General features: G+C 64.8%; 12 protein-coding genes and 1 pseudogene. 9 read left to right on the top strand and 4 right to left on the bottom strand.

What is annotated here, in order from left to right; translation table 11 throughout:
• The first annotated feature begins 4 nt into the window (after nucleotides 1-4).
• On the top strand, nucleotides 5-781 hold the full coding sequence (locus tag HPY64_05835; GenBank protein ID NPV66648.1) for an ABC transporter permease: 777 nt from the start codon (nucleotides 5-7) through the stop codon (nucleotides 779-781).
• 26 nt (nucleotides 782-807) lie between these two features.
• Here HPY64_05835 and HPY64_05830 read toward each other — a convergent pair whose 3' ends face one another.
• A complete protein-coding gene (locus HPY64_05830) occupies nucleotides 808-1,605 on the bottom strand; it encodes a hypothetical protein (GenBank protein ID NPV66647.1) in 798 nt (265 codons plus the stop codon).
• 228 nt (nucleotides 1,606-1,833) lie between these two features.
• Between HPY64_05830 and HPY64_05825 the strand changes: the two genes are divergently transcribed.
• The 5 genes from HPY64_05825 (at nucleotide 1,834) to HPY64_05805 (ending at nucleotide 10,984) form a co-directional block, all read left to right on the top strand.
• Entirely contained in the window at nucleotides 1,834-3,615 is a 1,782-nt protein-coding gene (locus HPY64_05825) for a formate--tetrahydrofolate ligase (GenBank protein ID NPV66646.1), read from the top strand.
• 236 nt (nucleotides 3,616-3,851) lie between these two features.
• Nucleotides 3,852-5,015, top strand: a complete 1,164-nt coding sequence (locus tag HPY64_05820; protein NPV66645.1) for an MFS transporter — start codon at nucleotides 3,852-3,854, stop codon at nucleotides 5,013-5,015.
• 113 nt (nucleotides 5,016-5,128) lie between these two features.
• Nucleotides 5,129-6,454 carry a cytochrome P450 gene (locus HPY64_05815; protein ID NPV66644.1) on the top strand — a complete coding sequence of 442 codons (1,326 nt, stop codon included), beginning with the start codon at nucleotides 5,129-5,131 and terminating at the stop codon, nucleotides 6,452-6,454.
• Nucleotides 6,455-6,587: 133 nt separating this feature from the next.
• Entirely contained in the window at nucleotides 6,588-7,775 is a 1,188-nt protein-coding gene (locus tag HPY64_05810; protein ID NPV66643.1) for a glycine C-acetyltransferase, read from the top strand.
• A gap of 176 nt (nucleotides 7,776-7,951) precedes the next feature.
• Entirely contained in the window at nucleotides 7,952-10,984 is a 3,033-nt protein-coding gene (locus HPY64_05805; protein ID NPV66642.1) for a hypothetical protein, read from the top strand.
• 208 nt (nucleotides 10,985-11,192) lie between these two features.
• On the opposite strand, the gene HPY64_05800 is transcribed toward HPY64_05805, so the two are convergent.
• Nucleotides 11,193-13,394: a hypothetical protein gene (locus HPY64_05800; protein ID NPV66641.1), complete on the bottom strand. Its 2,202-nt coding sequence runs from the start codon at nucleotides 13,392-13,394 to the stop codon at nucleotides 11,193-11,195.
• A 273-nt stretch (nucleotides 13,395-13,667) separates the two neighbouring features.
• On the opposite strand from HPY64_05800, the gene HPY64_05795 reads away from it, so the two are divergent.
• Nucleotides 13,668-14,705, top strand: a complete 1,038-nt coding sequence (locus HPY64_05795) for an SH3 domain-containing protein (protein ID NPV66640.1) — start codon at nucleotides 13,668-13,670, stop codon at nucleotides 14,703-14,705.
• A gap of 91 nt (nucleotides 14,706-14,796) precedes the next feature.
• Here HPY64_05795 and HPY64_05790 read toward each other — a convergent pair whose 3' ends face one another.
• Nucleotides 14,797-15,498 (bottom strand): hypothetical protein, encoded by a 702-nt coding sequence (locus HPY64_05790; GenBank protein NPV66639.1) that lies wholly within the window; start codon nucleotides 15,496-15,498, stop codon nucleotides 14,797-14,799.
• Nucleotides 15,499-15,609: 111 nt separating this feature from the next.
• On the opposite strand from HPY64_05790, the gene HPY64_05785 reads away from it, so the two are divergent.
• Entirely contained in the window at nucleotides 15,610-16,731 is a 1,122-nt protein-coding gene (locus HPY64_05785; protein ID NPV66638.1) for a trypsin-like serine protease, read from the top strand.
• A 51-nt stretch (nucleotides 16,732-16,782) separates the two neighbouring features.
• Here the strand turns inward: HPY64_05785 and HPY64_05780 are convergent.
• Nucleotides 16,783-17,438: pseudogene (locus tag HPY64_05780) on the bottom strand (bifunctional phosphoribosyl-AMP cyclohydrolase/phosphoribosyl-ATP diphosphatase HisIE).
• Between the two features lie 380 nt (nucleotides 17,439-17,818).
• Here HPY64_05780 and recA point away from each other — a divergent pair.
• Nucleotides 17,819-18,889, top strand: coding sequence for a recombinase RecA (gene recA / locus HPY64_05775; protein ID NPV66637.1), 1,071 nt, complete (start codon nucleotides 17,819-17,821; stop codon nucleotides 18,887-18,889).
• Nucleotides 18,890-19,194: the final 305 nt, after the last annotated feature.

Below are 19,194 nucleotides of genomic sequence, written 5' to 3'. Positions count from 1 at the left end.
AGCCATGCGCGCCCTGCTCAATACACGCGGTGGGCGGTTGTTGCCGCCGCTGATCTTCGGTTTGCTGCTGATTGTGCTCTGGGAAGCGATTTACCGGAGCGGGCTGTACCCGCCGTTTCTTGTCCCGGCCCCGGCGGAGGTTGGCGGGCGGTTGCTGAGTGCCCTCGCTGATGGCACGCTGCTCCGCCACGCGCTGGTGACGCTGCAGGCTGTGCTGCTGGGCCTGTTCCTTGGGGCGGGCACGGCCCTGGTGCTGGGCTATCTGATCGCCCGCAGCCTGTTGCTGGAACGCGCACTGACGCCTTACATCGTCGCCCTGCAGGCCGTGCCGACGGTGGCCATCGCCCCGTTGCTGGTGATCTGGTTTGGCTCCGGGCTGACCAGCAAAATCCTGATCTGCGCCCTGATTGTCTTCTTCCCCATGCTAGTCAACACGATCGTCGGCCTGCGGAGCGTCCCGGCTGACCTGCGCGACCTGATGCGCGTGCTGGAGGCCTCCCGCTGGCAGACATTACGCCACCTGGAAGCGCCCGCCGCGCTGCCCGTCCTGATGGGCGGGCTGAAGGTTAGCGCTACGCTCTCGGTGATCGGCGCGGTGGTGGGAGAATTCGTCAGCGCGCGGGCCGGGCTGGGCTTTCTGGTCAACACGTCGCGCAACGTATTCGATACGCCGCTGATGATCGCGGCTACCCTCACGCTGGCGGCCCTGGCTCTCAGCCTGTACGGGCTGGTCGCCCTGCTGGAACGGCGACTGATCGCCTGGCAGCGGCGGTCCCGCTAGGAGCAGGGAAACCGCAGCGAAGCAGCCTATGCCGGTCGCGAATCGTCCGGCGCGGCGGCGATCTCCACCGTGCCCAGTCCTCCCTTGAGCGTGATCGACAGGGTGGCGGACACGGGCGCGATCCCTGCTACGGCCCAGGCCGTCTCACTCCCCGCCGGCACAAAATGTCCTTCGTCGACGATCACCTCGCCCAGGCGGATCTCGCTGCGGATGATCGCCGCCGCGCCCGCCGGGATACGCAGCCGGGTGCGCCCACCGCTGATCTGCAGCGTCACGTCTCCGGCAGCCGGGAGCGTGGCCTGTAATGTCGTGCCGCCCGCCTCCAGTGTCAGCTTTTCAACGGGCAGATGGGTCAGGTCAAGGCTGGCGGCACTGGCGCCCAGCCGCAGCCGGATACTCGTCCAGGTTGCCGCCGGGCTGAGGGCCAGCTGCCAGGCCGCCCGCTGGCGAATCAGGCTCACCGGCTGGCCGAGCGTGACACTGACGCCCTCTGCGGCGCGCCTGACGTGCGTCCGCGCCGGGCCGCTGGCCGCCCCGCTGATCAGGGTGCCGGGTGGGGCATCACCGGACAGGGTCAATTCGCCCGCGCCGAAGGTGAGGTCAAGCCGGGCGCGCACTGCGCCGTCCAGCGGCACATCAAGCGTGGTCTGCTCCCGCGCCGCCGCGCCGGGCCAGACCGCCCGCCAGAGGAGCAGGGCCGCCCCCAGCAACACCAGGAAGGGCAGCACCTGCAGGGCCGCCCCCGGCGCAACCCCGCTGATCTCCAGGGTCAGCGCCGCCGCCAGCGCCACGATTACGATCCCGCCGATCACCCGTCGTAACATGTCTACCCCGCTTTCCCATTATCTGCCCAGGCCCCGCCTATTGTACCGCCCTGCCGGCAGGATTATGGGAGAAATCACACCCTGTTTCTGATGCTCAGCACTTGTGCATTCTGGCTCATTTTTATTATGCTAGACGCTTAGCGGGTGCATTCCGCACCATCATCATTGCCTCACACCCTGCACTCGCCAACAGTTTGCCGGCCTTGCACAGCACAAAGGGAGTAGCGGATGAGCGACGTGAAGAAGATGGTGCCGAGCGATATCGAGATCGCCCAGGCCGCTGACCTGCGGCCCATTCTGGAGATAGCCGCCAAGATTGGCCTGACCGAAGAGGACCTGGACCTCTTCGGCAAATACAAGGCCAAAGTCCACCTCGACGTCCTGAAGAAGTTCGCCGACCGTCCCCAGGGCAAGTACATCGACGTTACTGCCATCACCCCCACCCCCCTTGGCGAGGGCAAGACCACCACTACTGTCGGCCTGGTGCAGGCGCTGGGCAGCGAACTGGGCAAGAACGTGGTCGCCTGTATCCGCCAGCCCAGCATGGGGCCGACCTTCAACATCAAAGGTGGGGCAGCGGGTGGCGGGTACAGCCAGATCATCCCCATGGAGGACTTCAATCTCCACCTGACTGGCGACATCCACGCTATCAGCGTGGCCCACAACCTGGTCGCCGCCGCAATCGACAGCCGCATGTATCATGAGAGCCGCCAGTCAGATGAGGGACTGGCCAAGCGTGGCCTGCGCCGCCTGGACATCGACCCGGCCACGATCACCTGGAACCGGGTGGTTGATGTCTGCGACCGCAGCCTGCGCGAGATCCAGATCGGTTTCAACGATGACAAGCTGGCCGATGGCTCCCCCAGCCCGATCTTCCCGCGCAAAACCGGCTTTGACATCACCGTGGCTAGCGAGCTGATGGCCATCCTGGCTCTGACCACCGGCCTCAAAGACCTGCGCGAGCGGGTTGGACGGGTCGTCTTTGCGCTGGACAGACAGGGTAAGCCGATCACCCTGGAAGACCTGGGTGTGGCCGGGGCGGTGACCGTCCTGCTCAAGGACGCCATCATGCCCAACCTGATGCAGACGCTGGAAGGCCAGCCCGCTTTTGTCCACGCCGGGCCGTTCGCCAATATCGCTCATGGCAACAGCAGCATCATTGCCGACCAGATCGCGCTCAAGCTGGCCGATTACGTGGTTACCGAAAGCGGCTTTGGTGCGGACATCGGCATGGAGAAGTTCTTCGACATCAAGTGCCGCTACTCTGGCCTGATCCCCAATGTGGTTGTGCTGGTTGCTACCGTCCGCGCCCTCAAGATGCATGGCGGCGGCCCCAAGGTCACGCCCGGCGCGCCGCTGGCCGCGGAATACACCGAAGAAAACCTGGAACTGCTGGAAAAGGGTCTGGAAAACCTGGGCGTGCACATCCGCAATGCCCGACGCTTTGGCGTCCCGGTGGTGGTGGCGGTCAACAGCTTCGCCACCGACACCGACGCCGAGCTGGAGATGATCCGCCGCTACGCCGAGGGACAGGGCGCCTATGCCGCTGTCAAGACTACTCACTGGGCCGATGGCGGGGCAGGGGCGCGGGCGCTAGCGGAGGCCGTCGTGGAAGCCTGCGAGCAGCCCAGCAACTTCCAGTTCCTCTACCCGTTGGAGTGGTCGATCAAGCAGAAAATCGAGCATATCGCCAAAGAAATTTACGGCGCAGCCGGGGTGACTTACGAACCACTGGCCGAGCAGCAAATCGCCGCCTACGAGAAGGCGGGCTTTGGCCGGTTGCCAATCTGCATGGCCAAGACCCACCTGAGCCTGAGCCATAATCCCGATCTCAAGGGCGCGCCGAAAGGCTTCACCCTGCCCGTGCGCGAGGTACGGGCCAGCGTTGGCGCGGGTTTCATTTACCCGCTGATCGGTACGATGAGCACCATGCCCGGCATGGCCACCCACCCAGCCTACATGGATATTGACATCGATCTGGAAACCGGCAGGATCGTCGGCATGTTCTAGAAAGCCATCCGTAAAACCGCTTTGGCGTGCTCAGGCAAGGGCTTAAGGCCCCCTTGCCATGCTCCCACAATACGTCCTGACAGTTCTGGCAGCGCCTCTAACCGGCGCTGCCATCCTTTTGTGGGGATCGGCGGTTAACGAATGAAGGGCGTAACAACGGATTAGCGCTACCCGCTACCCGCTACCACGTTACAATCACAACGGTTGATCCCTGTCTCGCCGAAAGACACTTTGTTATGGCCACTTCTGTTGCAGTGACCCGCGCCCCTTACATCCGCGACCGCTACACCTGGCTGGCCTATGGCATGCTGGCTTACTTTGCCTACCTTCAGGCCGCGCTGGGGCCGGTGATGCCTTTTCTGCGGGCCGAATTGGGCCTGAACTTCACCCTGGCCGGGCTGCACATCAGCGCGATGGCAACCGGCATGATCTTCGCCGGGCTAACCGGCGCGGCGCTGGCCGCCCGGCTGGGTCGTCCGGCGGTGTTCTGGGGCGGCGGGGGCGGGATGGCTGCCGGGGCGCTGCTGTTGATCGTCGGCGCGTCGCCGACAGTGACGATTGGCGGGGCACTGGTGATGGGTGTTTTCGGTACGTACCTGCTTAACATGATCCCGGCCACGCTCGCCGACCTGCATGGCGCCAACCGCGCCACCGCCGTAACCGAAGCCAATGTCGCTGCCAGCGTTGCTTCCACCCTGCCGCCGATCATCATCGGCCTGCTGGCCGGGACGGTCATCACCTGGCGCGGGGCCTTCTGGCTGGGGGTGGTCGCCTGGGCGACGGCGCTGCTGCTGGCCCGCCGGATCGCCCTGCCTGCACCAGTCCTCACGACCGGCCAGGCCGGGCGCGGGCCGCTGCCGCGCCGTTTCTGGCTGGTGTGGGTCATGATCGTGCTGCTGGTGGCGGCGGAATGGAGTGTGGTGGCCTGGAGCGCCGACTTCATGGCCGGGCCGGTCGGGCTGGACCGGGCGCTAGCCTCCGGGCTGATGACGGCCTTCTTCGGGGCGATGGTCGTCGGCCGCTTTGTCGGCAGCCGCCTGACCCGTCGCATGGACACAGCGACTCTGCTGCCGATGGCGCTGGCCCTGGGGATCAGCGGATTCCTGCTGTTCTGGCTGGCGCGGACCCCGGCGCTGAACGTGGTCGGTCTGTTCGCGGCAGGGCTGGGTGTAGCCAATCTTTTTCCCCTGTCGCTGGCCTGGGCGACCACCATTGCCGGTGACCAGACTGATCGGGCCAGCGCCCTGATCTCCCTGGCGGCAGGGTTGGCCATCCTGATCGCGCCGCAAACGCTGGGCGCTGCCGCTGACGCCATCGGCCTGGCGCGGGCGATGGGGCTGGTGGCGATCCTGCAGCTGGCGGCGGGGGGTGTGATGATCGCCGCCCGGCGGGAGCGGTAGCAGCTGGCGGCGGCGCGCCCCAAACGCTCACCATCCTTTCATCCGGCGGGCCCGGCCTCCACGCTACAATCCGTGCCAGTGATTCTGGCTTACTGGAAAGTGTGAGTGTTGCGATGACTCTGTCAGCTCCTCCCCGCATGGCCGCCCTGCCGATTATCGGCAATGCCATCGACTTCGCCCGCGATTCCACCGCGCTGCTACGGCGCGGCTATGAGCAGTACGGCAATGTGTTCGCCATCCAGCTGGGCAGCAAGCCCGCCGCCGTGCTGATCGGCCCGGAGCTTCATGCGCAGTTCTTTGAGCTGACGGATAAAAACCTTTCCATGCGGGAGGCCTACCAGTTTCTGGTGCCGATGTTCGGCGAAGTGCTGTTCGCCGCCCCGACGCAGGAAGACTATCTGGAGCAGCGGCGGGTGATGTCGCCCATTCTCAGTGGGCGCAAGATGGCCGGTTACATCCGCCAGATGGACCGCGAGATCACCGCCTGGATCGCCGCGCAGGGCGCCAGCGGGACGTTCGACCTCAACGAGTTTGCCCAGCATATCACCATGTACACTGCGGCACGCTGCTTCATGGGTGACGAATTCCGCGAGCGCATGGGGGATGAGTTCGCCCGGCTGTACCGCGAGATCGCCCGCGGCATCGATTTTCTGCTGCCGCCGCACCTGCCGCTGCCCAAGTTCATCGCCCGCGACCGGGCCAAAGCCCGTCTGCGCGTTCTGGTGGACGACCTGATTGCCCACCGTCGGGGACGCAGCGCGGATTACGACGATTTCATCCAGGAGCTGGTCGACGCCCGCCTGGACAACGGCCAACCTATGCCGCCGGAGATGGTCACCAACGCCATCATCGGCTTCGTGTTTGCCGGGTATGAGACGACCTCGGCTCATCTGACCTGGGCGTTGATCCGCCTGCTGCAACACCCGACCTTTACGGCAAAAGTGATCGCTCAGGTGGACGAGGTGCTGGACGACGTGGAGACGTTTTCCACGGCGGAATTGCGCGCCCTGGAAACCCTGCAATGGACGCTGATGGAGATCGAGCGGCTGGACCCGGCAGCGGGGATGTTGCTGCGCTATGTGCGCGAAGGCTTCGATGCCGGTGGTTACCACATTCCCGCGGGCTGGCTGGCTATGGTTAGCCCGGCGGTGGCTCACCGCCTGCCGGAGCTATTCACCAACCCGGACAGCTTCGATCCGGAGCGTTTCAGCCCGGAGCGCGCCGAGCACAAACAGCATCCCTTTGCTCTGATCGGTTTCGGCGGCGGGCTGCACAAGTGCTGGGGGATGAGCTTCGCCACTAACGAGATGGTTGTCATCCTGGCGCGGTTGTTCCAGGCGTTCGAGCTATCCCTGGGGGAACAGGAGATCGTTATCGATCGCGGCCAGCAGATCCGGCGGCCCCGGTCGCCCTTCCCGATCCACTACTGCCGCCGTTGAAACGGACTACCGATCGGAAGGGAACAGCGATGGCGCGCGGAGGTAGCGACACGAGGGCTTGGCGCTTTTGGGGCGCGGGCGGGATAATCAGTCCTGTACGCGAAGGGCTGAATGTCATACCGATGGAGAGAAGATGAGCAAAATCGATTGGATCGAGCAGGAGATCGCCGCCCTTAAGGAGCAGGGGCTGTTCACCCACATCCGCACGGTCGAAAGCCCGATGGGCGCCTGGATTCAGGTGGACGGCAAGCGCGTGCTGAACTTCTGCGCCAACAACTACCTGGGTCTGGCCAACCACCCCCGGCTGGTACAGGCCGCCAAGGCCGCCATCGACCGCTACGGAGTCGGCCCTGGCGCGGTGCGCACCATCGCCGGGACGATGTCCCTGCATGTCGAGCTGGAAAAGCGCCTGGCTGCTTTCAAGAAGGTGGAAGATGTCGTCACGTTCCAGAGTGGCTTTAACGCCAATCTGGCGACCATCCCGGCGCTGGTAGGCCGCGAAGACGTGATCTTCTCCGACCGCCTCAACCACGCCAGCATCATTGACGGCTGCCGGCTGAGCCGGGCCAGGATCGTCGCTTACGAGCACAATGATCCGGACGATCTGCGCCGGCAGATCGCCGAAGTGAAGGCGTCCGGTGAGTACCGGCGGATGCTGATCGTCAGCGACGGGGTGTTCAGCATGGACGGTGACATCGCCCCCCTCCCGGCGCTCTACGAGATCGCTCAGGAGCACGACATCCTGCTGATGGTCGATGACGCGCACGGCGAAGGGGTGCTGGGCGAAGGAGGCCGCGGCATTGTCGATCATTTTGGCCTGCACGGCAAAGTTGACATCGAGATCGGCACGATGTCCAAGGCGTTTGGCGTGGTCGGCGGCATTGTGGCCGGGAAGAAAACGATCATCGACTGGGTTCGCCAGCGTGGGCGACCTTTCCTGTTCTCCAGCGCTATGACCGTCCCGGACGCAGCGGCGTGCCTGGCGGCAGTTGACGTGCTGGAGGAATCGACCGAACTGGTCGATCGCCTGTGGCGCAACGCCAACTACTTCAAGCGGGAGATGAAGGCGCTCGGCTTTGACATCGGCCACAGCGAAACGCCGATCGTGCCGGTCATGCTGGGGGAAGCTCCGCTGGCCCAGCGCTTCAGCCGGGAGTTGTTTGAGGCGGGGGTGTTCGCCATGGCCATCGGTTACCCGACTGTCCCGCAGGGCAAGGCGCGCATCCGGGTGATGAATACAGCTGCTCACAGCCAGGATGACCTGGACTTCGGTCTGGAGGCGTTCGCCAAGGTAGGTCGCGCCCTGGGGGTGATTTCCTAGCCTCATCAAGTATCGCTTTGCACCGGGAACAGAAGCCGTGGTGTCGGGTCATCGCCCGGCGCCGCGGCTTTTATCGTCTCCGGCCATAGGCATCGGGCAGACAGTTCGGGTTTATAATGCATAAAGACTGGATGGTGCTGGGGCCAACGGCGCAGCAGGCTCAGGAGGGGATGGTCATGCGAGGGAAGAACAGGCGGGGCAGTCCGCTGGCGGCGTTGCTGGTGCTGATCCTGCTGGCAGGCACGATGCTGGTGGGCGCAGGCCCTGCCCTGGCCCAGGGCGGGGGGCTTCTGGATGGCAGCTTCAGCGCGGCGCTGGCGCTGCGTCGCGTGCCGGTCAGCGATATCGAAGGGGAAAGCGGCGCGGCCCTGCTCCTGACGCCGGATGGCACGTTAGCAACGCTGGCGGAAAATCCCCAGCGGTTGCACCTGCTGGGCTGGCGGGCCGCTGGCGGCCTGCTGTTCTTGCAGGAGACGCCCGGCGGCACTGTCGAAATCGTACTCCACGACCCCGCTACGGGCAGCCAGACCGTCCTGGCGGCGGGCCTGCCTGCCGAACGGCGCTACGCCCTCACCCCGGATGGGACGCGGATGCTCAGCTGGCCAGCCGGTCCGGAAGTGGCGCTGACGGATGTGCAGGTCTATGACGCGCAAACCATAGCTCCACGGGCAACTCACCGTCTGGATGGTGCTGGTCTGACCGGGGCGGCGCTGGCCGGGCTGACCGGCGATCTGGCGATCTTCTTCGCCCGCCAACCAGCCGATGCCCTGATCGGCGTCAATCTGGTCAGCGGGATGGTGCAGGGGCCAGTGGATGTCCTGGCCCCCGGCGATGGCACGGAGACCGTCACCGGGGCTGTTCTGCGCCCCGGCGGGCCGCTGATCGTGATTGGCCGGGCAACGGCCAAGGGCCTGCCCGCGCTGCATACGCTGGCCCTGGCTGCTGATGGCTGGCCGGCCAGCGTCCCCCGGGAGCCGCGCCCGCTGGCGGCGGCGACCGCACATGATAGCCCCGGTCACGTGCAGCATGTCGCCTGGGCACCGGATGGCTCGACGCTGGCCGTGGTGAACGCCGTCCCCGGCGACTTCAGCGCCAGCAATATTGTGCTGACCTCCACTGACCTGACCAGCTATTCCGCGCCGGTGCGGGCGGCCTTCAATAGCTGCGCCATATTCGCCCCGGATGGCCGCTGGCTGCTCTTTGTGGGGGCGGACGGCGGCTCGCTGCTGGCCGTGCCGACGGCCAACCCCGGCGCTGAACCGCGCAATCTCCTCAGTGACAGCCCGATGCTTGACCTGTGCGAGGCGGCCTGGCAACCAACTCCCGCCGGCGGGGAAGTCAGACCGACGCCGGCAGCCCAGCCCGAAACACTGACGGCAGGCAGCACGGTCATCGGTACGCTCAACGCCGGTCAGCCCGCGCTGGACTACCCCCTGTCCCTGGTGGTGGGGGAGACCGTGACCATCACCATGGAACGCATGAGCGGCGACCTGGACCCGCTGCTGGTGCTCCTGGACCCTGACGGCGTGGAACTGGCCCGCAACGATGACGCCGTGCCACAGGCAGGCGAGAGCGACCTCAACGCGCAGATCGCCGGTTTTTCCGCCCCCCGTAGCGGGACGTACACCGTCCGCGCCACGCGCTTCTTCGAGCAGGAAGGGCTAACCGGCGGAGACTTCCGCCTGAGCGTCATCCCCGGAACACCAGTCCCGGCAGCGACGCCTATCCCTCTGGCAGAAGTTATGCCGATCGCCGTTGGCGAAACCCTGACCGGGGCGCTGGACAATACCCGCTACGCCGCCCGCTACGCGCTGACACTGCAGGCCGGGCAAACGATCGTCATTAGCATGGAGCGCCTGAGCGGCGATCTTGACCCCTATCTGCTGCTCTATGGCCCGGATGGGGCGGAAGTGGCTGCCAATGATGACGCCGTCGTGCCTTTTGGCGGCATCCCGGTTAACGCCCGGATCGACCGCTTCACCGCGCCAGTCAGTGGCCAGTATACCCTTCAGGCCACGCGCTTCGGCGTGGAAAACGGCGCTTCCAGCGGCGAGTACCGGCTGAGCGTGACTGAATCCCAGGCAGCGCTGGCCACAGGAGCCGGTGCGCTCCGCGTGGGCGATACAGTGGAAGACACGATCACGGACGCCCGACCGGTGATCGAGTACACCATCCAGCTGGAAGCCGGGCAAACGATCACGGTGACGATGGAAGCGCTGGACGGCGTGCTCGACCCGTACCTGGTGCTGCTGGATGCCAGCGGGCGCGAACTGGCTAACAACGATGACGCAGCGACGCAGGTCGGCACCAGCACCTACAATGCCCAGATTGCCGGATTTTCCGCCCCGACGGACGGCCTCTACACCATCCGCGCCACGCGCTTCATGGAAGCGGATGGTACCACCAGCGGCCCGTACCGGCTGAGCATCAGCGCGGGCGGCCCGGCGGGCGGCCCGCCGCCTGCGACGCAGGTGGCTGATGGCGGCACGCTGGCAGTAGGCACCAAAGCCAGCGGGGAGATTGGCGGGGATACCTACGCGGTGGAGTATACGATTGTGCTGACCGCCGGGCAGACTATTGCGGTGACCATGGAGGCGGAGAGCGGCGATCTGGACCCGATGATCGTGATCTATGACCCCAGCGGTGGCCTGGCCGCGTACAACGATGATGCAGTCTCGCCGGTGGGCGGCAACCGTTTCAACGCCCAGATCACCGGCTATACAGCTCCCACCGGCGGCGCATACATCATCCGCGCGACCCGCTTTAACATGGACACCGGCACAACCAGCGGGACATTCGTCATCAGCGTGGCGCCGGGGCAGCCGGTCAGCGCCGCAAACGGCGGCCCGATCGCGCTCGGCCAGACCGTCACCGGCGAACTGACCGCTACTACCTTCGCCATTGACTACACAGTCACCCTGGCAGCCGGCGAGCCGATCACGGTCACCCTGATCGCGCTGGACAACCGGCTGGACCCGACGCTGGTCATCCGTGATTCGTTCGGCAACGAGGTGGCCTACAACGATGACGCCGAGCCGCAGGTCGGCGATTCTGAGTATAACGCCCAGATCGTCGGCTATACACCACGCCTGGCCGGGCAATATACCATCCGGGCGACGCGCTTCCTGCAGGAAGGTGGCACCTCGATCGGGCGCTTTGAGTTGCGGGTGGAACCGGGCGGCGCGGAGGGGGGCAGCGTCACCAAGTAGTGGGAAACCGGGAGGCGACAAGAGCAGAAGACAAGTGAAAGTGGCCGAGCAGCCAGGCAGCCGCCCATACAAGCCGTCGGCGGTGCCGGTGGGCAGGGCGGTCTGATCGCGGACATTCCTTTTTATAGACGTCCCCTGTTGTTCCCCCAAAAAGAACCGGGGCGGGAAGCTACACCCCCGCCCCGGACTCAGACCGCGGTGATACGCCTTACAGCGCGGTAATTACGAGATTGTCATAGGCAACAACTGTCTCCGGCGCTTCCAGCGCGTCAGCGCTCAGGGCGATGTAACCCGCCGGGAGCCGGTTGGTGGCCACTGCGTCCAGCAACAGGGTACCGTTGACATAGAAGCGCACCGATGTGCCCTGCACCTCGATGCGGACGTGGTTGGTCGCCCCGACGCCCTGGTTGATCACCTGGCTGAAGGTCGGCTGGACCCAGTTCTGGGTGCTGTTACCGTAGAATTCAGTGCCGACATAGTAACCATCCGCGCTGTACCCCACACGGTAGCAGTCCCCGTTTTCGTTCAGCCGCAAGAGGAAAAAGTGCCAGTTATTGAGCGTGCCACTCACCAGGCGCGAATCGACCTCCAGCACGAAGTCATCAAGGATCGGTGTCGGCCCACTGTACAGAGCAGAGTCATCATACACGTCGCGGATAACCAGTTCACCGTTCCTGAGGTAGACATCGCCGTAGGCGTCGCTGTTCAGCCACCACTCGCCGGTATCTACGCTGAAATCATCGGCAAAGAGCACGCCGGCTGTCGTGACCGGTGTCGGCGGGGCGACCGCACCACCGGGGGCCACCACCAGCACGTTGTCAAAGGCAACCTCGCTGTAGTCCGCCCCGCTCATAGAGGCCACAGCCAGCCCGATATCACCACTGGGAATGGCATTGGCGGGGCTAACCACGCGGTCGATCATGAGGGTGTCGTTAATGAAGAAGCGCACCTGATTGCCGATGGCTTCAATCCGCACGGTATTCGTTGCGCCGACGCCCTGCCGGATGACTGGCGACTGCGTTGGTGTAACCCATTCTTCCACCTGTTCCCCGTTGCGAACCACCTCACCCATGTACCACCCGTCGGCGCTATAGCCAACGCGGTAACGGTTGCTGGCGTCCACATAACGGAAACTGAAGTAGTGCCAGTTATCCAGCGCGCCATCGACCAGCCGCGAATCCACCGTCCAGATGAAGTCGCCCAGGTTCTGGCCCGCCTCGGTATGGGCCGTATACTGGGCGGAGGTGTAGTTACGGATCCGCAATTCACCGCCGGTGATCGTCACCGTGCCGTTCTCGTCCTGGCCGACCCACCAGGTGCCGGTATCCCGCGAGAAATCATCGGCAAAGAGCACGCCGGCTGTCGTGACCGGTGTTGACGGGGCGACCACACCACCGGGGGCCACCACCAGTACGTTGTCAAAGGCAACCTCGCTGTAGTCCGCCCCGCTCAAAGAGGCCACAGTCAGGCCGATATCGCCACTGGAAATGGCATTGGCCGGGCTGACCACATAGTCAATCAGTTGCACGTCGTTGACATAGAAGTGCACCTGGTTGCCGATGGCTTCAATCCGCACGGTATTCGTCGCGCCGATGCCCTGCCGGATGGCCGATGACTGAGCGGGCGCGGCCATTTCCTCGACCCTCTGACCATTGCGCATTACCACGCCCGTGTACCACCCGTCGGCGCTGTAGCTAACAGCATAATAGTTGTTGAAATCCAGCGCCCGGAAAGCAAAGGTGTGCCAGTTATCCAGCGCGCCGCCGACCAGCCGCGAATCCACCGTCCAGATGAAGTCGCCCAGGTTCTGGCCCGCTGTCGTGTAAGTTGCCCCCTCAGCGGTCGTATAGTTGAGTACACGCAGTTCGCCGCCGGTGATCGTCACCGTGCCGTTCTCGTCCTGGCCCAACCCCCAGGTGCCGGTATCCCGCGAGAAGTCATCGGCAAAGAGCACATTGCCGGTCATGGTCGTTGTGGTAACCGGCGTAGGTGGGATGACGGCGCCGCAGACCACGCTCAGCGTGTAGTCGCCAGACGTCGCGCCGGCGGCCTCCGCAAAGCGTGTGGCGTGAATGGTATAGCGTCCTCCAGATAGCGTCTGGATAAGCTGGGCGTTGTAGTTCAGGTTCGGCGCGTCGTCATTCTCCGCCAGCAGGGTGCCATCGAAACTCAACAGCTTCAGGTAGGGGTCCAGGTCACCGCTGGCCTGGAGCATGGTGATGGTGACGGTTTCGTCGGTCTTCAGCATCAGTGTCCAGCTGTGGTCAGGATAGGCATTATTGATCGTGCCCGTCACCTCAACACCGCAGGTCACGTTGCCACCCCCCTGGGCCTGTACAGCAGCCAGGGGAGCGCCCAACAGAATGACTGTCGTCAGAGCGAATAATATCCAGGCAGGTCGTCTTGTCACAGCTCAAATCCTTTCACAGTTGGTTGATGCGGGCGGGAAAATAATCCTGGCTGCGGATACAGCTCTTGGTCCCAGAAAGATAGATGACCTTAATTCATTGTATACCTGGCTGTAACTGGATTCTAGCCCCCTCAAGGTACTGGAGGAACTTCCAGAGCAGGGCAAGCGTCTGGATTCAGCAGGCCAGAAGTCAAGCATGTAAGCCCAAAATGCTCTATGATAAAGGTAGGTAAGGATAGGAATGTTTTTGAACTCCAATGAGGGGGCGCGACGATGCAAATCACTGGCACTACCAAACCTGTCAAATTGCTGGGGCTGATCCTGGCAGCGGCACTGCTGCTGACCATGCTGCCGCCCCGGATAACCCAGGCGCAGGGCAACACGGCGGTTGGCACAATTGTCAACGCGTTTTACCTGAATGTGCGCAGCGGCCCCGGTGTCAACTACCCGGTCGTGCGGCGGCTGGCTTACGGCGATGTGGTCACGCTGGTCGGGCGTAACCAGACCACCACCTGGGTGCAACTACAGGCGGATAGCCCGCAGTGGATCAACGCTTACTATGTGGCGACGACGGGCTGCCTGCTATGCCTGCCGGTGAGCACCGCCGTCGGCGATACTTCCGGCGGTACGGGGACCAACCTGGCCGCCATCGTCACTGGGGCGTACTACCTGAACACCCGGACCGGCCCCGGCGTCAACTACCCGGTGCACCAGCGGCTCTCCCGCGGGCAGGCGCTGACCCTGATCGGGCGTAATGCCGCCGGGACCTGGGTACAGATCGCTTCCGGCAGCGTAGAATGGGTGAACGCGGCTTACCTGACGATCTACGGCAACCGCTACAGCCTGCCCGTCAGCACGGCGACCGGCCAGCCAGTGCCCACCCCCATCCCGCCCAGTGACCCGTACCTGGCGACGGTGATCAACACTGACAGTCTGAACGTGCGCAATGGCCCCGGCCCCGGCTATGCGATTGTGCGACGCGTGGTGCCGGGCGATCAGTTCCGTCTGATTGGGCGCAACCTGGACGGCTCCTGGGTGCAACTGCAGCCGGTCACTGCCAGCCAGGAGTGGGTGAACGCCCGCTATGTGCGGACGAACGGCGGCATGATCGCTTACCTGCCGATCACCAGCGCCACCACGCCCGGCCCGGTCACCCCGCCGCCTGCCACGCGTACGCATGTCGTCCAGGCTGGCGAGACGCTCTACCGCATCGCCCTGATGTACGGCGTCAGCCTGCCGGTGCTGGCCGCTTATAACGGCATCTACGACTACAACCGTATCTACGTCGGGCAGGTGCTCGTCATCCCCTAGCGCGGAACGCGAGCGTCTGAATCGGTCTGGAGCAGAAGCAAACGGGGCGGGTCTGCCTGTGACCCGCCCCGCTGGCTTCCCGCCCTATCCACTATAACGCCCGCAGGATGGCCCGCACTGGCCCGCCGCAGACGCCCGCCAGTTTGAGCGGCAGGGCGATCAGTTCGTACTCGCCATCCGGCACACCGCACAAGACCAGGTTTTCCAGCACGGCCAGCCCGCGCGCAAACAGGCGGTGATGCCCCGTCAACCCTTCCCCGCCGAAGGCATCGACAGAGGGAACATCCAGACCCAGCAAGATGGCGCCCTGATCAGCCAGCCAGTCGATCAGTTCCGGCGTCGGGTAAGGGAAAGCCGGGTCAAAGCGCTCGTCAGGCACATCGCTGTACCAGGTGTGCAACAGGATACGCTGCACCCCGCCCAGATCATGGCCGTCCAGGTCGGCGGGCGTGATACCCCCGGCCCGTCGGCCTACGCTGATCACCCGCGCCGGCCCCAGAAACGGCTCCAGTGGCAGGTCCGCCGGGTGCACGGGCAAGCCTTCTGTGTGCCAGGGGGCGTCCATATGCGTGCCCGCATGGGCCGACAGGCTGAGCGTGGTCAGGTTGACGGCATCGCCTGCGGCCAGGCTCAGTTCCTGGTGAAAGGTGACCAGCGCGTCCCCCGGCCAGACGGCCAGCGCGGGCGATATCGTGCGGGTGATGTCAAAAAGCTGCGCCATGGTGGTTCTCCCCTGTTCATCCCCGGAAGAAGTGTTCTCTACATGGCAGCGGGCCGCTTTCTCATTGATCATCTAGGCCTCTTTAAGCCAGCGTTCACCTGCTTGCGCTAGGCTCTGCCGTAAGCGATCCTAACGTGTTATGCCGCGCTGAAGCAACCGCGCGATCAGGAGGGAAGGCGAACTATGTCTTCATTGAGACAACGGCTAGTCTGGATGCTGGCCGGAGCAGTCATCACCGGGCTGGGGCTGGCAGGGATTGCCCTGTGGCAGCCGCCCGGTCCGGCAGCCAGCGTCAGTGCCCAGAGCAGCGTCAGCCTGACTGATCTGGAAACCCGCTTTGTCGACCTGTACCGCCAGGCCAATGGTTCGGTTGTCAGCATCCAGGTGGTGGAAGAAGATGGCTTCGGGCAGGGTTCGGGGTTTGTCTACGACACTGCCGGGCATATCGTCACCAACCATCATGTCGCCGGCGAGGCGGTGCAGATCAGCGTCGTCTTTGCCAATGGGACACGCGCCAGCGCCGAACTGGTTGGCTCCGACCCGGATAGCGACCTGGCCGTCATCAAAGTCGACCCGGCGGATGCCCCGACCCTCAAGCCGCTGCCGCTGGGTGATTCCGACGCGCTGCAGGTTGGGCAGATGGTGGTGGCCATCGGCAACCCGTTCGGCCTTTCGGGCACGATGACCACTGGCATCGTCAGCGCGCTGGGGCGCAGCCTGCCCGCCCAGAGCACCGATCTGGAAGGCGGCAGCTTTACCACGCCGGACATCATCCAGACCGACGCGGCGATCAATCCCGGCAATTCCGGTGGCCCGCTGCTCAACCTGGCGGGCGAGATGGTAGGCGTCAATACCGCCATCCGCTCGTCAACCAGCCAGAACAGCGGCATCGGTTTTGCCGTGCCCTCGGGACTGGTGGCGCGGGTAGTGCCAGCCCTGATCCGGGATGGAAGCTACAAATACCCCTGGCTGGGCATCGCCGGTCGTACGCTGGACTCGGCCACTGCTGAGGCGATGGGCCTGGGGCGCGGGCAGACCGGTATTCTGGTGGCCTCGATCTCCCGCAACAGCCCGGCCCAGCGCGCCGGTCTGCGCGGCAATGACCGCGAGGTCACGCTAGAAGGGCAGACGGTAGGCATCGGCGGCGATGTGATCGTCAGCGTGGATGGGCAGCCGCTGGCTGAGTTTGACGATCTGGTGCATTACCTGGTCACTCAGGCCTCGGTAGGGCAGACGATCCGCCTGGGCATCCTGCGGGATGGACAGACAATCGAGGTGCCGGTCACGCTGGCGGCCCGCCCGTAACCGGTACGGCCTCAGAGGAGCGGGCGTAGCGGCGGGGATGCGCTTCCGCCGCTACGCTGATTCATCGCCCCCGTGGCCGGGACGCGCCTGGCGGTGGCGTCGCTCCAGTTCAGCGCGGATGTCGTCTGGCGTCAGGCCGCGGTAGGCCAGCAGCACCAGACTGTGGTAAACCAGGTCAGCCAGTTCCGCGATCAGGCGTTCATCGCTCTGGCTGTGGGCGGCCACCACCACCTCGATCGCTTCTTCCCCCACCTTCTGGGTGATGCGCGGCAGGCCCTCCGCAAAGAGCCGGGCGGTATAGGACTCTTCCGGCGGGCTGCCCCGGCGGGACTGGATGACGGCGAACAGGGTGTCGACGAAGTCGCTCATTCCGCCGCCTCCTCTCCCGGCGGCAGCACTTCATCCAGGCTGCGGAAGAAGCACGATATGGCCCCGGTGTGGCAGGCCGGGCCAGCCGGACGCACCTTGACCAGCAGGACATCGGCGTCGCAATCGACGTAGATGGCTACAACATCCTGCGTGTTGCCGGAGGTGGTACCTTTGTGCCATAGTTCGCCCCGGCTGCGGCTCCAGAAGTGCGTCTGGCGCGTCTGGCGGGTCAGGCGGAGCGCCTCCTCGTTCATCCAGGCGACCATCAGCACCATGCCGGTGGCGGCGTCCTGCACGACTGCCGGGATCAGGCCCTGTTCGTTCCAGTGAAGAGTCATCGTGGTTTCGCGCTCCTCTGCCAGCAGGATACGGCTGCGCGGTTGCGCGGCGGATTATACCATAGCCCCGTCCGGTCACCGCTGCTACACCCGAACTGCCGCAACCCGCTGCCTGCTGCCCCCCTTCACATAAGCGGGCGCTGGCGGCGCAGCGGCCTCCTGGCCCCCGGTGGTATAATCGAAGTTGCGTCGGAAGTCGCTTGCGAGTAGAATATATGTGCTAATGCAGGCCGCCGCAGGGCCGGAGTACGGGCGGCGGCGGGATATTCCCGGGGCGGGCGCGCGGTATGCGGCGGGGCGCGCCAGCCAATCGGCGTCGTTTTTGTCACCGGCCGCATTGTCCGGCTTTACCGGTAGCAATACTGATGGGAGAACAGAACATGATTGATGAAGGCCGCCAGAAAGCCCTCAGCGCCGCCCTGGACGATCTCGCCAAACGCTATGGCGACGGCGCAATCCTGCGCCTGGGTGATGCCCGTCACCTGCAGGTTGAAGTTATCCCCACCGGGGCGCTGCCCCTGGATATCGCCCTGGGCGTCGGCGGCATCCCCCGTGGCCGGGTGACCGAGATCTACGGCCCGGAAAGCGCCGGCAAGACCACCCTCTGCCTGCATGTCATCCGCGAGGCGCAAAAGCGCGGTGGCATTTGCGCCTTTGTGGATATGGAGCATGCCCTCGACCCGAATTTCGCTGCTCGCATCGGCGTGGACATCGACAACCTGTACATCAGCCAGCCGGATACCGCCGAGCAGGCCCTGGAGATCACCGAGTCGCTGGTGCGTTCCGGGGCGATCGACGTGATCGTGGTCGATTCGGTAGCCGCGCTGGTGCCCCGTGCCGAGATCGAAGGCGAGATGGGCGACAGCCATGTCGGCCTGCAGGCCCGGCTGATGAGCCAGGCGCTGCGCAAGCTCAGCGGCGCGATCAAGCAGAGCCAGACCGCCGTGCTCTTCACCAACCAGCTCCGCGAGAAGATCGGCGTCATGTTCGGCTCCCCGGAGACGACCACTGGCGGGCGGGCGCTCAAGTTCTACGCCAGCGTGCGGATCGATATCCGCCGCGTGCAGGGAATCAAGCAGGGTGGCGAGGTGGTCGGCAACCGCACCCGCGTGCGCGTGACCAAGAACAAGGTCGCGCCGCCTTTCAAAGAGGCCGAATTTGACATGATGTACGCCGACGGCATCAGCCGCGAGGGCAGCGTGCTGGATATCGCCGTCGAGATCGGCCTGGTGGAAAAGCGCGGTGCGTTCTTCCGCTACAATGAAGGGGCGCTGGGCCAGGGGCGCGAGAACGCCAAGGAATACCTCAAGGAGAACCCGGCCCTGACCGATGAGCTGGAGGACGAAATCCGCCGGCACTTCAACCTGCCGCCGCTGTTCATGACGGTTGACGATAGCGCCGCCCCCGGCCCGGACGCCGCCAAGCGTCCCCGCCGCAAGAAGGGCGAATAGGCGCGTCACCCACCGAAGATCAGGCAGGTCGGGGGCTTGCCATGGCGCTGATTGGCGCGGGCCGCCTGAGCAAGGCGGCCTCGGCGGCGCTGATAAAGGGGCGGCGAGTCGTGCAATTTCACCAGATCGCCCTTGCCCGCCGGCCAGGGAGGACTATAATACGTTGCCGCTGTGCGGGGCTGGGCATCTGGCCTCTGCGGCTCTGGCAGCCTGGCTGCCAGTCCACTTCAACCCCACAGGGCCGATCGGTTATCCGCTCAGCGGCCCTGCTGCGTTGTCGTGACTCAGATAGCTCCGGGCCTGGT

It is taken from the genome of Anaerolineae bacterium (assembly GCA_013178165.1).
GTDB lineage: Bacteria > Chloroflexota > Anaerolineae > Aggregatilineales > Ch27 > Ch27.
The sequence above is the reverse complement of the archived record's forward strand: the minus strand, read 5'-3'. Positions and strand labels throughout refer to the sequence as shown.

Excerpts from the sequence above, each read along its gene's own strand:
- HPY64_05835 (NPV66648.1), top strand. The coding sequence starts at position 5 with ATGCGCGCCCTGCTCAATACACGCGGTGGGCGGTTGTTGCCGCCGCTG.
- HPY64_05830 (NPV66647.1), bottom strand. The coding sequence starts at position 1,605 with ATGTTACGACGGGTGATCGGCGGGATCGTAATCGTGGCGCTGGCGGCG.
- HPY64_05825 (NPV66646.1), top strand. The coding sequence starts at position 1,834 with ATGAGCGACGTGAAGAAGATGGTGCCGAGCGATATCGAGATCGCCCAG.
- HPY64_05820 (NPV66645.1), top strand. The coding sequence starts at position 3,852 with ATGGCCACTTCTGTTGCAGTGACCCGCGCCCCTTACATCCGCGACCGC.
- HPY64_05815 (NPV66644.1), top strand. The coding sequence starts at position 5,129 with ATGACTCTGTCAGCTCCTCCCCGCATGGCCGCCCTGCCGATTATCGGC.
- HPY64_05810 (NPV66643.1), top strand. The coding sequence starts at position 6,588 with ATGAGCAAAATCGATTGGATCGAGCAGGAGATCGCCGCCCTTAAGGAG.
- HPY64_05805 (NPV66642.1), top strand. The coding sequence starts at position 7,952 with ATGCGAGGGAAGAACAGGCGGGGCAGTCCGCTGGCGGCGTTGCTGGTG.
- HPY64_05795 (NPV66640.1), top strand. The coding sequence starts at position 13,668 with ATGCAAATCACTGGCACTACCAAACCTGTCAAATTGCTGGGGCTGATC.
- HPY64_05790 (NPV66639.1), bottom strand. The coding sequence starts at position 15,498 with ATGATCAATGAGAAAGCGGCCCGCTGCCATGTAGAGAACACTTCTTCC.
- HPY64_05785 (NPV66638.1), top strand. The coding sequence starts at position 15,610 with ATGTCTTCATTGAGACAACGGCTAGTCTGGATGCTGGCCGGAGCAGTC.
- recA (NPV66637.1), top strand. The coding sequence starts at position 17,819 with ATGATTGATGAAGGCCGCCAGAAAGCCCTCAGCGCCGCCCTGGACGAT.